Annotated in this window: 9 protein-coding genes and 3 pseudogenes; 7 read left to right on the forward strand and 5 right to left on the reverse strand. The window is 68.4% G+C overall.

The features are described 5' to 3' along the window. On the forward strand, positions 1-767 hold a 767-nt coding region (locus ACFXOA_RS25550; protein ID WP_385033008.1), incomplete at its 5' end, for a transposase. A 93-nt stretch (positions 768-860) separates the two neighbouring features. On the opposite strand, the pseudogene istA reads toward ACFXOA_RS25550, so the two are convergent. Continuing rightward, positions 861-1,970 (reverse strand): annotated as a pseudogene (gene istA, locus ACFXOA_RS25555) (IS21 family transposase); the annotation flags it as partial. A gap of 830 nt (positions 1,971-2,800) precedes the next feature. Between istA and ACFXOA_RS25560 the strand changes: the two are divergent. Further along, the gene (locus tag ACFXOA_RS25560; RefSeq protein ID WP_385033011.1) at positions 2,801-3,208 is read left to right on the forward strand and encodes a DUF3224 domain-containing protein; all 408 of its coding nucleotides are present in this window, start codon (positions 2,801-2,803) and stop codon (positions 3,206-3,208) included. Positions 3,209-3,229: 21 nt separating this feature from the next. Here the strand turns inward: ACFXOA_RS25560 and ACFXOA_RS25565 are convergent. Then, a pseudogene (locus ACFXOA_RS25565) lies at positions 3,230-3,531 on the reverse strand (IS5/IS1182 family transposase); the annotation flags it as partial. Positions 3,532-3,612: 81 nt separating this feature from the next. On the opposite strand from ACFXOA_RS25565, the gene ACFXOA_RS25570 reads away from it, so the two are divergent. The 3 genes and pseudogenes from ACFXOA_RS25570 to ACFXOA_RS25580 all read left to right on the forward strand — a co-directional run. Beyond that, entirely contained in the window at positions 3,613-4,014 is a 402-nt protein-coding gene (locus ACFXOA_RS25570) for a hypothetical protein (protein WP_385033014.1), read from the forward strand. A gap of 264 nt (positions 4,015-4,278) precedes the next feature. After that, on the forward strand, positions 4,279-5,457 hold the full coding sequence (locus ACFXOA_RS25575) for a Cmx/CmrA family chloramphenicol efflux MFS transporter (RefSeq protein ID WP_385033017.1): 1,179 nt from the start codon (positions 4,279-4,281) through the stop codon (positions 5,455-5,457). Next, a pseudogene (locus tag ACFXOA_RS25580) lies at positions 5,454-5,558 on the forward strand (IS481 family transposase); the annotation flags it as partial. The gene ACFXOA_RS25575 and the pseudogene ACFXOA_RS25580, both read left to right, overlap by 4 nt. A 44-nt stretch (positions 5,559-5,602) precedes the next feature. Here the strand turns inward: ACFXOA_RS25580 and ACFXOA_RS25585 are convergent. From ACFXOA_RS25585 to ACFXOA_RS25595, 3 genes are all read right to left on the reverse strand, one after another. After that, a complete protein-coding gene (locus ACFXOA_RS25585; protein WP_385033020.1) occupies positions 5,603-6,187 on the reverse strand; it encodes an exonuclease domain-containing protein in 585 nt (194 codons plus the stop codon). Positions 6,188-6,609: 422 nt separating this feature from the next. Beyond that, on the reverse strand, positions 6,610-7,953 hold the full coding sequence (locus ACFXOA_RS25590) for a class I SAM-dependent RNA methyltransferase (RefSeq protein ID WP_385033023.1): 1,344 nt from the start codon (positions 7,951-7,953) through the stop codon (positions 6,610-6,612). 171 nt (positions 7,954-8,124) lie between these two features. After that, positions 8,125-10,179 (reverse strand): APC family permease, encoded by a 2,055-nt coding sequence (locus tag ACFXOA_RS25595; RefSeq protein ID WP_385033026.1) that lies wholly within the window; start codon positions 10,177-10,179, stop codon positions 8,125-8,127. Positions 10,180-10,652: 473 nt separating this feature from the next. Here ACFXOA_RS25595 and ACFXOA_RS25600 point away from each other — a divergent pair, with 473 nt between their 5' ends. Both ACFXOA_RS25600 and ACFXOA_RS25605 read left to right on the forward strand, forming a co-directional pair. After that, positions 10,653-11,321: a TrkA family potassium uptake protein gene (locus ACFXOA_RS25600; protein WP_073748169.1), complete on the forward strand. Its 669-nt coding sequence runs from the start codon at positions 10,653-10,655 to the stop codon at positions 11,319-11,321. Further along, entirely contained in the window at positions 11,321-11,998 is a 678-nt protein-coding gene (locus tag ACFXOA_RS25605) for a potassium channel family protein (RefSeq protein ID WP_385033029.1), read from the forward strand. The genes ACFXOA_RS25600 and ACFXOA_RS25605 overlap by 1 nt, the downstream gene beginning before the upstream one ends. Positions 11,999-12,023 lie beyond the last annotated feature (25 nt).

Raw genomic sequence — 12,023 nt, forward strand, 5'->3', positions numbered from 1 at the left:
GCCTGTTCGAGGCGGTCCAAGCCCTGACCCGCACCGGCCGGAGCCACAGCTCCGTGGCCCGTGAGCTCGGCCTGGACCGCCGAACCGTTCGTAAGTACGCCCGCGCACGCACCTGGCAGGAAGTCATGCGCCGGCCGCCCCGCAAGCCCTCCACGCTGGATCCCTACCTCGGCTACCTGCGGCAACGCTGGGATGAAGGGCAGCACAGTGCGAAGATCCTGCACGAAGAACTGCAGGTCAAGGGCTACCTCGGCCACTACCAGCGCGTGAAGATGGCTGTCGCACCCCTCCGACGAGGCTTGCCGATCGACGAGCCACTCGAGCGGCCGCCCTCACCTCGTGAAGCGGCCCGCTGGATCACCACCCACCCGCACCGCCGCAGCTTGCACATCAACGAGCGGCTTCCCAGGCTCCTCGACCACTGCCCCGAACTCAAGCTCACCCACGACCTGGTCCGCCGCTTCGCCACCATGCTCGACAACCGCGACGCGGCACCCCTGCCAGCATGGCTGGGCGATCTCAAAAGGAGCGGACTGGCACCACTCGTCGGCCTTGCCAGGGCCCTCCACGAAGACCGCCATGCAGTCACTCAGGGCATCACGACGTCATACAACTCCGGAGTCAACGAAGGCCGCATCACGGACGTCAAACTGCAGAAACGCATCATGGCCGGACGAGCCGGTGTCCGTCTCCTCCGCCACCGCGTCGTCCTGATCGCTCACCTCCGCCGACACCATGCCGACCGGCCGATCGTGCCACCGAGATGATCTTCGCCTACGAAAATCTTGCCAGAGCCACGTTCACTTGTACGCCGACAGGCGTGCGCTTGCCGCGCGGGGCGTCGGGATAGTGCTCATCCGCGGACTGCCCGGCATCGAGCGCGGGTGGCGAGCGACCTCGACCGCACTGCCTCCGGTCATCGCGGTGACGATCAGCTCGTCTCCGTGGAATCGGACCCAGACGCGCTCGTCGACGAGCTGGTGCGGGACCGAGTAGCGGACCGACTCGACCGAGATGGTGGAGTCCTTGCCGACACGGCGGGTCTCGCCGAACGCGGCGGTGAACGGCTGCTCGGGCACCGGGTGCAGCCGCAGTCGCTCCTCGGCCAGCAGCTCGGCCGGGATCCGGCGGGTCTCGCGGTGGATCCGGCCGTTCACCTCGGCCATGAAGTCTTCGCAGGCCTCCTGGAGTTCGGCGAAGTCCACGTACTCGGTTCGCAGGTTGACCGCGGTGGGGACCAGGTCCCGCTTCGCGATCCGGACCGTTGCCTCCGTCCCTCCCTTCGAGGCCGGGTCGGCCGGCATGCACGACCTGACGACGGTGCCGTAGTAGCGGGCGATCGGCACCAGCTCGGGGTTGCGGACCGCGATCCGGGCCACGTGCTCGACCGTGACGGTCTTCTCGTTGTCGGTCAGGCAGTAGGTCGGGACCCCGCCCAGCTGCCGGAACGTCGCGTCCAAGCAGGCCGCCATGGTGGGCAGGGTCTTGTCGAGGACCGGGATGACCACCCGGAAGCGGGACCAGGCCAGCCACGCGCACCACAGGCTGGTGCGTCTGCCGTCGATGCGTGGGCCCTCGCCCCAGTCCCACTGCAGCCACATCGCCGGTTCGGGTATCCACGGCCGGAAGACCCTGCGGTTCCCAGCCCGGTAGGACTCCTTCGCCGCGGCGACGGCCCGGCGCGTGGTGCGGTCAGTGCCGGTAAAGCCCATCGCCGCGATCTTCTTGTGAACAGCGTCGGCGCCGACCCTGCCGCGGGACCGTTCGACCAGTTCCTCGACCTTCGGCAGGAAGTCGTCGATCAGCTTCGACCGCACCGCCCGCTCGGTCGGGTCGACCCCCTGCCCGCGTAGCTGCACGTATCGGCGCACGGTGTGGTGGTCGCAACCGGCCAGCTCGGCCGCCTTCCGGTAACTCCCGGTGAGGTCGTAGGCCTCAAGAATCTCCATGATCTCCTCATCGCTCTTCACCCCGCCCACTGTGCGTTATGGGCTGGGTGGGTCTGCGGGGAGATCAGCTGTCCGCCACCGGGGAGATTTCATGTCCACCAGCGGGGAGGCCAACTGACCGCCAGCGGGGAGTCTGCCGTGTCCTCTGACACGAGGGCGGCGTGACAGCACAGCCCTCGGCCCACCCGTGACAAAGAAAGCCGCAACTTCAATCTCAATCCCGTACCGGAGAGCTCACCTGCACCGGTGGGCCTACATGGCGGCAGCGGAGGACCGGCGGAAGGTTGATACTTCCGCTCCGAGCGTCATACGAGCGCCAGGAACCTCCAGCGAGACCCTGAGGGTGTCGCCAACGCGAGCACCTCCCTGAAGAATTCGCAGGCCAGGAGGGCACGAGGGGCGATCCGTGCCCTCAACCCGCCGCACGCGGGGAAGCAGGTCGAACAGCTCATCCTGACCACGAAACCGCAGGTAAAGCGCCCTTGTCCGCAGACCAAGAATCGCCACGCACTCGACGCGCGAAGCCATCGGAAAGAAGTCGGCCCGAACGGGATCCAGAAAGCTCCAGGTCAGGAGCGCTTTTCTGGCTCGCACCCCTTCTTGAGGACGCCGCGGGCGTCACATGAGCGTCACGGCCGACGAGGACGACACCTCAGGCGTAAGCCGCCGGCTTCACAGAGGAAGGTCGTCCGGTCCCCTCCTCCGCGAGAATCCGATCGGCCAAGCCGTCATCGCGGGCCACGGGGCATTCATCCGAGGCACCGGGGACACTCAGATGCTTAGGGGCTGTCCGGCGGATCATGGACGGGACACTCGGAGACGATGTCAGTGGTGGGGCCTACGATCCAGGGATGCGAGCTTCAGGAACGTTCAAAGTTGCCGAGTTCACCCCAACTCCGTTGCCAGGCCCCGCGATTGTGACGGCGCTGCCCGTCGGCGTCTCCATCATGGAGAAGCAGTACGACGGCGAGATCGCCGGTCGCTCCGCGACCCTGTTCACCGCCGCGTTCGACCAGTCCAGCGGGTCTGGGACGTATGTCGCTATGGAGTCCTTCGAGGGAACGCTCCATGGGCAGACGGGCACCTTCAATTTTGCGCACTCCGCGACCACCCTGGGCGAAGGGAGGGAGGACGAGTTCTTCATCATCGTCCGTGGCAGTGGAACGGCTGGGTTGGCTGGGATCACCGGGACCGGAGGCATGGCCGTCGATGCGGACGGCACCCACCGGATCTGGTTCGACTACGAGCTCGGCCCGTAGGGCGAGGCGTCAGGAGCGGAGTCAGGGCCGAATCGAGGCGACGGTCACCGTGCCATGGAAGATGTAGGCGCGCTCGTCGAACCTCGTCGCCACGGCCCGGGAGTTCTTCAGCGCGTTGATCGTTCGCTCGACTTCGTTCCTGCGCTTGTAGATCGTCTTGTCGAAGCCGGTGGGCCGACCGCCTCTGCTGCCGCGGGGCTTGGCGCCCGCTCGTTCTTCGGTTCGGGGATCGTGTGCTTGATCTGGGGTCGTCGCAGGTAACGGCGGTTGCGGTGGGAGGAGTAAGCCTTGCCTCCCCCGAGATGGGCGGGCCGCGTCCGGGGAAGATGGGACCCGTGCACATGGCCTTCTGCTGAGAACACTGCAACCCACACTGAGGAGCAGTCATGCCACACTACCCCGACATGACCGCCTACGTGTATGACACATCGGACCAGGAGATGCTCAACGTCGGCTGGTTGGCGCCCGATTGTGCATACCGCACCGGGATCGTGGACGACCGTGTGATCGATGCGATGAAGGCCCTCAGCAGTGCCTACGACAATCAGACGCGCGGTGTTCACGACTGCGAGTTCTGCTCCACCGAGCGGCCCGTCATCCTTGGTGGTCCGGCCTTCGACACCCAGGTGTGGCTCGGCTCTGCTGAGATCCGGGCTCAGGACACCGACGGCACCGTCTACTCGGCCCCCAACCTCGTCATCCACTACATCACGGAGCACCGCTACTGCCCTCCCGCGGAGTTCTGCCGGGCGGTAGTCAGGACGGCTGGGATGGATGGCCCTGACGAGCTGGTCTTGGCTGACTAGCTGTTGCGGGACATGACGTTGGTGACATAGGCCGATGCCCGTGAAACCAAGATGGTTCGACGGGCATCGGTCGGGTAGCGTGCGGACCATGTCGAGTCCTGAGTCAGACACGGTGGGGGCTTTCGGTCACGCCGTCAGCCCCCTGAACCACTGAGCTCGTAGCCCTGTCGTCGCGCCGCTCTCGCGGTGTGACGAGTGTGCGCATGGGGCTGGCCGCGGTGACGAGATGACCTTCTCGTGCTTCTCTCACCTCGGAGCGACTCAATGCCTCTTCCTCTGTATCTGCTTGCCATGGCGGTCTTCGCCATGGGGACCTCGGAGTTCATGCTCGCCGGCCTCTTGCCGGACATCGCCTCAGATCTTGACGTCACAGTCGGGACAGCGGGCGTCCTGACCTCTGCGTTCGCGATCGGCATGGTCGTCGGTGCCCCTCTTGTGGCCGCGCTTGCCCGTAACTGGCCCAGACTCGTCGGCCTTCTCGGGTTCGTGCTCGTCTTCGCGGCAGCTCACGCCGTGGGCGCCATCACCACGAGCTTTCCCCTCCTGTTCGCCACTCGGATCGTCGCCGCGCTCGGGAACGCAGGGTTTCTTGCCGTCGCTCTGACCGCTGCCACCACGTTGGTCCCGCCCGACAAGAAGGGACGCGCGCTGGCCGTACTGCTGTCGGGCACCACAGTGGCCACGATCGCCGGTGTCCCTGGTGGGGCGGTGCTCGGCACGTTGCTCGGCTGGCGGGCCACATTCTGGGCCGTCGCCGCTCTCTGTCTACCCGCAGCCCTCGGCATCCTGAAGGGAATCCCAGCAGGACGTGATGAAGACGAGGCGACCGGCAGGCCGGCCTTACGAGCGGAGCTCTCCCCGCTCACCAGGCCGCGGTTGATCCTGGTGATGCTGCTCGGTGCGCTGGTGAACGCGGCAACATTCGGAAGCCTCACCTTCTTCGCACCCGTGGTGACCGACAGCGCCGGGCTGGGCAAGTTGTGGATCTCTGTCGCGCTGGTGCTTTTCGGCGCCGGTTCCTTCGTGGGCGTCACCGTCGCCGGACGTCTCTCCGACCGACGTCCCGGTCCGGTCATCGCGGTCGGTGGTCCGTTGCTGCTCATCGGCTGGTCGGCTCTGGCGGTGCTGGCCGACGAGCCGGTCGCTCTGTTCATCCTCGTGTTCGTGCAGGGCGCGCTGTCGTTCGCGCTGGGCAGCACGCTGATTACGCGGGTCCTCTACGAGGCCGTGGGAGCCCCCACGATGGCCGGCTCGTATGCCACAGCGGCGCTCAACGCGGGTGCCGCCGTCGGCCCCGTCGTGGCTGCGGCCACACTCAGCACCGAAGCCGGGGTCCTCGGGCCGCTCTGGGCCAGTGGGCTTCTCGTCGCGGCCGCCCTGCTCATCGCGTTCCCCCTCCTCGCCGTCATCACGGCCGACCAAGGCACCGAGGTGCTGCGGTGACTCATGCGAACGCCCCGTTGAACATTGAGGGACGTCGTCCGCTCGTGGAGCGCTGCCGCACCCGTCCGATCGCGCACGTTGCCGCCGAGGCCGGTGTCGCTGCTCACGGCAGACCAAGTCTCGCGCGCTACACCGGCGGCCGCCCTCAGGCGCGGTGCCCTCCCGCGGTCGGCCAGTCTCCCCTCTCGTGGAGGAGGAGTACGAGAGCAGCGATGTTCCAGGCGTCGTCCTCACCCCGGTGGTGACGGCCTTCGAGCCGCCGCCCGACGATCTGCAGGGCGCGTGTCATGCCAGGGGCCTTGCGCAGGCCCTCGGCTTTGGTGAAGACAGTTTTTGCATTGACGTGGTGCCGGCCGAAAGGGTAAGGCGTCCCTGTGGCCTGGCATTGCCTTCCGAACTGGTGACGGTCGTAGTCGCCCCAACTGGCCCAGGGCCTGGTGCCTGCGCGGTGCTCCGCCGTCAGTAGTCGGCACGCCTCGGCGAAGGAGACTCCCTGATCGACTTCGTCCTGAGTGAGTCCTGTCAGCTCCGTGCAGAACTCGCTGACGGTGGACCAGGCGGGCCTCACCAGGATCCGGTGCCGACCGAGGCGTTCGCCGATGTTCAGGTCGACGACAGTGAGCCCGATTTCGATGATCTCGCTGGCCTCCCCGGGCGGCGGGGAACCGGCCCAACACGTCGCTTCGACGTCCACGACGTTGACGACACTCTCGGTCCAGGTGCTGTCCATGACGAGAAGCATAGGGAGACGCAGCGGCCGGGCCCATGCCGAGCCACGGAAGGTCACCACAGCCTCGAGCTGTAGGCGGCACTCATTTGTGGAGCAGGTCGAGGTGGGCTCGGCCGAACGACTACCCCCATGCGTGGCGGGTCCGCCGACGACGAATGCAGCAGACCCTGACCGAGTGGCGTTGCCGTAGCCGAGCAGGGCAGGAGGCGGCAGCGGGAGAGCTGCGGAAGGTTGAGGCTTCCGCTCCCGAGCGTCATTCGAGCGTCAGGAACCCCCAGCGAGAGAGACCCTGGGTGTCGCCAACGCGAGCACCTCCCTGAAGAATTCGCAGGTCAGGAGGGCGCGAGGGGCGAGCTGTGCCCTCGACCCGCCTCAGGGAGGGAAAGAGGTCGAACAGCTCACCCGAACCACGAAACCGCAGGTCAGGCGCCCTTGCCCGCAGGCTCCAGAATCGCCACGCACTCCACGTGATGCGTCATCGGGAACAGGTCGAACGCCCGCAGCGTCCGCACCCGGTACCCGCCCTCCGCGAAATACGCGATGTCCCGCGCCAGCGCCGCCGGGTCGCAGGCCACGTAGGCGATGCGGCGCGCGCCCAGCGCGACCAGCTGCTTGACGGTGGCCTTGCCGGCGCCCGCGCGCGGCGGGTCGAGGACGATCAGGTCGCACTCGGTGATGCCCGTGCGCGGCAGGACCTGGTCGACCTTGCCGTGCTCGATGCGGACCCGGTCCAGGTCCTTGAGGTTGTGGCGGGCGTCCTCGACGGCGCGCTTGCCGGACTCGATGCCCAGCACCGCGCCCTTCTCACCGATCCGCTGCCCGATGGCTCCGGCGAAGAGGCCCACGCCGCAGTAGAGGTCGAGGGCGGTGTCGTTCTTGCGCGGCAGCAGGCCCTGCATGACGGCGCGGACCAGGGTGTCAGCGGCCTGCGGGTGGACCTGCCAGAAGCCGCCCGAGCCGACGCGGTACGTGCGGTCGTCGGCACGCTCGCGCACGAAGGCGCGGCCGTGGACGCGGTGGACGCCGCCGTCCTTCTCGTCGACGCGCATCACGGAGACCGGCTTGTCCAGCTCGACGAGCGGGAGCCGGCCGCCCTCGCGCGGCGTCAGGATGACCTGGCGGTCGTGGGAGCCGGTGGCCGAGATCGCCTCGACGGTGGCCATCTGCGGCCAGTCCTGCTTCTCGACGCCGAGCTCGGAGACGCCGGGGGCGGCGATCAGGCAGCGGTCGACGGGCTGGACCTCGTGCGAGCGGTGCTTGCGCAGGCCCACGGTGCCGTCCGCGTCGACGGCGTACTGGACCCGGGTGCGCCAGGCGGGGACCTGGCCCGCGGGGAGCTTGTCGCCCTCGGCCGGCATGACCGTGCCGTCCCATCCGGCCTCCTCGGGCGTGAGACCCGCGAGGCGCTGCAGTTGCTCGGCGATCACCTCGCCCTTGAGGCGGCGCTGCGCTCCCGGCTTGGCGTGCTGCCAGTCGCAGCCGCCGCACTTGCCGGGGCCGGCGTACGGGCAGGGAGCCTCGACCCGGTCCTTGGACGCCTCGACGACCGTGACCGCGTCGGCGCGCAGGAAGCGGGACTCGGTCCCGCCCTCGGTGACGCGGGCGACGACCTTCTCGCCGGGCAGGGTGTGGCGCACGAAGAGCACCTGTCCCTCGGCGGTACGGGCGATGCAGTGGCCGCCGTGGGCGACGGGGCCGACCTCGACCTCGTACTCCCGACCGACGAGGTCCTCCCCGGGCTGCGACGACGTGGATTCGTTCTGCATGAGGGGGTGGCTCCAGAGATCGGTAAGGGGAACGGAGAGGTAGGCCGGCGACGGGAAAGCGGCCGGACTGGGCCGGCAAGGGAAAGCGGCCGGACGACAGCCCACAAGTCTACGTGGACGGAAGCCGGCCGCTCGCCATGGGCGACGTGCCCGCCGACCCGGACACCCCTGTCAGCTCTTGGTGCTGCTGGACTCCTTGTGGTGCCGCCGCTCGACGGGACCGCGGCGGACCGCACCCGGGGCGTTCCAGTCGGCGCGCTTCCGTGCCCGCACCTTCGCGGCCTCGGAGGACTCGAGCTGGTAGGGCACGGAGGTGACCATGACGCCCGGGGTGAACAGGAGCCGCCCCTTGAGCCTCAGCGCGCTCTGGTTGTGGAGCAGGTGCTCGTACCAGTGGCCGACCACGTACTCCGGGATGTAGACGCTGATCACATCGCGCGGGCGGTCCTTGCGGAGGCTCTTGACGTACTCGATGACCGGTCGGGTCACCTCGCGGTACGGCGAGTCGAGGATCTTCAGCGGGATGTCGATGCCGCGCCGCTCCCAGTCCTGCCTGAGTGCCTTCGTCTCGTCCGGGTCGACGCTGATGGACAGCGCCTCCAGGTGGTCCGAGCGCACGAGCTTGGCGTACGCCAGGGCGCGCAGGGTGGGCCTGTGCAGTTTGGAGACCAGGACGATCGAGTGGACCCGGGAGGGCCGCACGGTGTCGTCGGACGGCGCGTCCTCGGCCGAGATCTCCTCGGCGACCCGGTCGTAGTGCCGGCGGATCGCGGTCATGGTGCCGAAGAAGATCACCATGCCGAGCAGGGCGACCCAGGCGCCGTGGGTGAACTTGGTGGCAAGGACGACGACGAGGACCAGGCCGGTGAAGAACGCGCCGAAGGTGTTGATCGCCCGGGAGCGGATCATGTGCCGCCGCGCCGCGGGGTCCTTCTCGGTGCGCAGGTGGCGGTTCCAGTGCCGCACCATGCCGGTCTGGCTGAGCGTGAAGGAGACGAACACGCCCACGATGTAGAGCTGGATGAGCCGGGTCGAGTCGGCCCCGTAGATCCAGACGAGCAGGATCGCGGCGCCCGCCAGCAGCACGATGCCGTTGGAGAAGGCCAGCCTGTCACCGCGGGTGTGCAGCTGGCGGGGCAGGTAGCGGTCCTGCGCGAGGATCGATCCGAGCAGCGGGAAGCCGTTGTACGCGGTGTTGGCCGCGAGGAAGAGCACGAGGGCGGTGGCCGCCGCGAGGAAGACGAAGAGGAACGTGCCCTCGCCGAAGACCGCCGCCGCGACCTGGGAGATCACCGGGTCCTGGACGAAGCCCGCGCCGACCGCCACACCGTTGTGGATCAGGTCCTTGGCGGGGTTCTCCGCCATCTTCACGTCGGTGGCCATGGCGAGGCCGATGATGCCGCAGAACATGGTGACGGCCAGCAGTCCCATCGCGGCCAGCGTGGTGGCCGCGTTCCTGCTCTTGGGCTTGCGGAAGGCGGGGACGCCGTTGCTGATGGCCTCGACACCGGTGAGCGCCGCACAGCCGGAGGAGAAGGCGCGCAGCAGCAGGAAGACGAGGGCGAACCCGGCGAGACCCTGGTGCTCGGGCTTGATCACGTAGTCCGAGGTGGGCGCGTGCATGGTGTCACCGAGCACCACCCCCCGGAAGGCACCCCAGAGGATCATCACGAACACGCCCGCCACGAACAGGTACGTCGGGATGGCGAAGAGCTTGCCGGACTCCTTCACCCCGCGCAGGTTCATCAGGGTGAGCAGCACGATGGCGCCGATGGCGCAGAACGTCTTGTGCTCGACGACGAAGGGGATGGCGGAGCCGAGGTTCTCGACGCCGGAGGAGATCGACACGGCGACGGTGAGGACGTAGTCCACGAGGAGCGCACTGGCGACGGTGAGGCCTGCCTTGGGGCCCAGGTTGGTGTTGGCGACCTCGTAGTCGCCGCCACCGCTCGGGTAGGCGCGCACGTTCTGCCGGTACGAGGCGACGACGGTGAACATCAGGACGACGACCGCGACCGCGATCCACGGACTGAAGTGGTACGCCGACACGCCCGCGATGGACAGCACGAGGAGGACTTCTCCGGGTGCGTACGCAACGGAGGACAGCGGGTCGGATGCGAAGACGGGGAGGGCGATGCGTTTCGGGAGGAGGGTCTCCCCCAGCTTGTCGCTGCGCAGCGCCCGGCCGATCAGGATCCGTTTGGGCACGTCGGTCAGTTTGGACACGCAGAGGATCGTAAGCGCTGGCGAGACACGCCGCCGAGGCACCACCCCCTCGGCGCCTGGAAAACCTTCATAATTACCCGCCCTCACCGGAAAAGTCCATGGGATTCTTAACGAAATCCTTGCGTTACGGACGGGTGCCCTCCGCCTGACAGCACCCCCGCCAAGGCCCGGCCGCACACCGTCCGCGCCCCTCCGACGTCCCGTCCGCACCCCGGCCACGCCCCCACCGACGTCCCGGCCACACACCGTCCGCACCCCGTGCCGGACACCCGTCCGCGCCCTCGCTTTGCTCTCCGGCCCCTCGGATACGCACACTCGGATGAGGCGGCCCGGTGGCCGCCGCTTAAGCTCGTCCCCGGGCAGCGCCGAGGGTGGCTGCCCGGTTCTTTGCCCCGCAAGCTGAGAGAGAAGTGTGAGCAGGGTGTTTTCGCAGGTCATCCGGACGACGACCAGGACGGCGAGGTAGGCGCGAGGTGCACATCGTCATCATGGGCTGCGGGCGTGTCGGAGCCGCACTCGCACAGACCCTGGAACAGCAGGGGCACACGGTCGCCGTGATCGATCAGGACCCCACCGCGTTCCGCCGCCTGGGCGCCGGGTTCGGCGGCCGCCGGGTGAGCGGGGTCGGGTTCGACCAGGACACCCTGCGTGAGGCGGGGATCGAGGAGGCGGGAGCCTTCGCGGCCGTCAGCAGCGGCGACAACTCCAACATCATCGCCGCCCGTGTGGCACGCGAGATGTTCGGGATCGAGAACGTCGCGGCCCGTATCTACGACCCCCGGCGTGCCGAGGTCTACCAGCGCCTGGGCATCCCCACGGTCGCGACGGTCCGCTGGACCGCGGACCAGATGCTTCGCCGGCTGCTGCCGTCGGGCGCGGAGCCGCTGTGGCGCGACCCGAGCGGTGGTGTGCAGCTCGCCGAGGTGCACACCACACCGTCGTGGATCGGGCACAAGATCAGCACGTTGCAGGAGGAGACCGGCGTCCGCGTCGCCTTCCTCACCCGGTTGGGTGAGGCCATACTGCCCACGTCGCAGACGGTTCTGCAGGAGGGCGACCTGGTCCACGTGATGATGCGTACGGACGAGATCGCGAAGGTCGAGGAGGCCTTCGCCGAGGGTCCCGAGGAGGGCGGTCACTGATGCGCGTGGCGATTGCCGGAGCCGGCGCGGTGGGCCGATCCATCGCGGCCGAGCTCCTGGAGAACGGGCACGAGGTGCTGCTGATCGACAAGGCGCCGACCGCCATCTCGGTGGAGCGGGTGCCGATGGCCGAGTGGCTGCTCGCGGACGCCTGTGAGATCACGTCGCTCGACGAGGCGGCGCTCCAGAGGTGCAATGTCGTGATCGCCTCGACCGGTGACGACAAGGTCAACCTGGTGGTCTCGCTGCTCGCGAAGACCGAGTACGGGGTTCCGAGGGTCGTGGCCCGGGTGAACAACCCGAAGAACGAGTGGCTGTTCAACGAGTCCTGGGGAGTCGACGTCGCGGTCTCCACGCCGCGTCTGATGTCCGCCCTGGTCGAGGAGGCGGTGAGCGTCGGCGACCTCGTACGTCTGCTGCGCTTCAGCCACGGCGACGCCAACCTGGTCGAGCTGACCCTGCCCCCGGAGTCGGCGATGGCCGGTATCCGGGTGAGCGATGTCGCCTGGCCCGAGGACACCTCGCTCGTCACGATCATCCGCGGTACGCGGGTGCTGACGCCGAGCCCCGAGGAGACCCTGGAGGCCGGGGACGAGCTGCTGTTCGTGGCCGCGCAGGCGCGCGAGGAGCAGCTCGAGGACCTGCTGTCGGTCCGCCGCGAGCCGGCCGGCGACTGACGCCCCTGACGCGTGAGTGGGGCCC

This window comes from Streptomyces sp. NPDC059166 (genome assembly GCF_042755185.1).
GTDB lineage: Bacteria > Actinomycetota > Actinomycetes > Streptomycetales > Streptomycetaceae > Streptomyces.

Excerpts from the sequence above, each read along its gene's own strand:
- ACFXOA_RS25560 (WP_385033011.1), top strand. The coding sequence starts at position 2,801 with ATGCGAGCTTCAGGAACGTTCAAAGTTGCCGAGTTCACCCCAACTCCG.
- ACFXOA_RS25570 (WP_385033014.1), top strand. The coding sequence starts at position 3,613 with ATGACCGCCTACGTGTATGACACATCGGACCAGGAGATGCTCAACGTC.
- ACFXOA_RS25575 (WP_385033017.1), top strand. The coding sequence starts at position 4,279 with ATGCCTCTTCCTCTGTATCTGCTTGCCATGGCGGTCTTCGCCATGGGG.
- ACFXOA_RS25585 (WP_385033020.1), bottom strand. The coding sequence starts at position 6,187 with ATGGACAGCACCTGGACCGAGAGTGTCGTCAACGTCGTGGACGTCGAA.
- ACFXOA_RS25590 (WP_385033023.1), bottom strand. The coding sequence starts at position 7,953 with ATGCAGAACGAATCCACGTCGTCGCAGCCCGGGGAGGACCTCGTCGGT.
- ACFXOA_RS25605 (WP_385033029.1), top strand. The coding sequence starts at position 11,321 with ATGCGCGTGGCGATTGCCGGAGCCGGCGCGGTGGGCCGATCCATCGCG.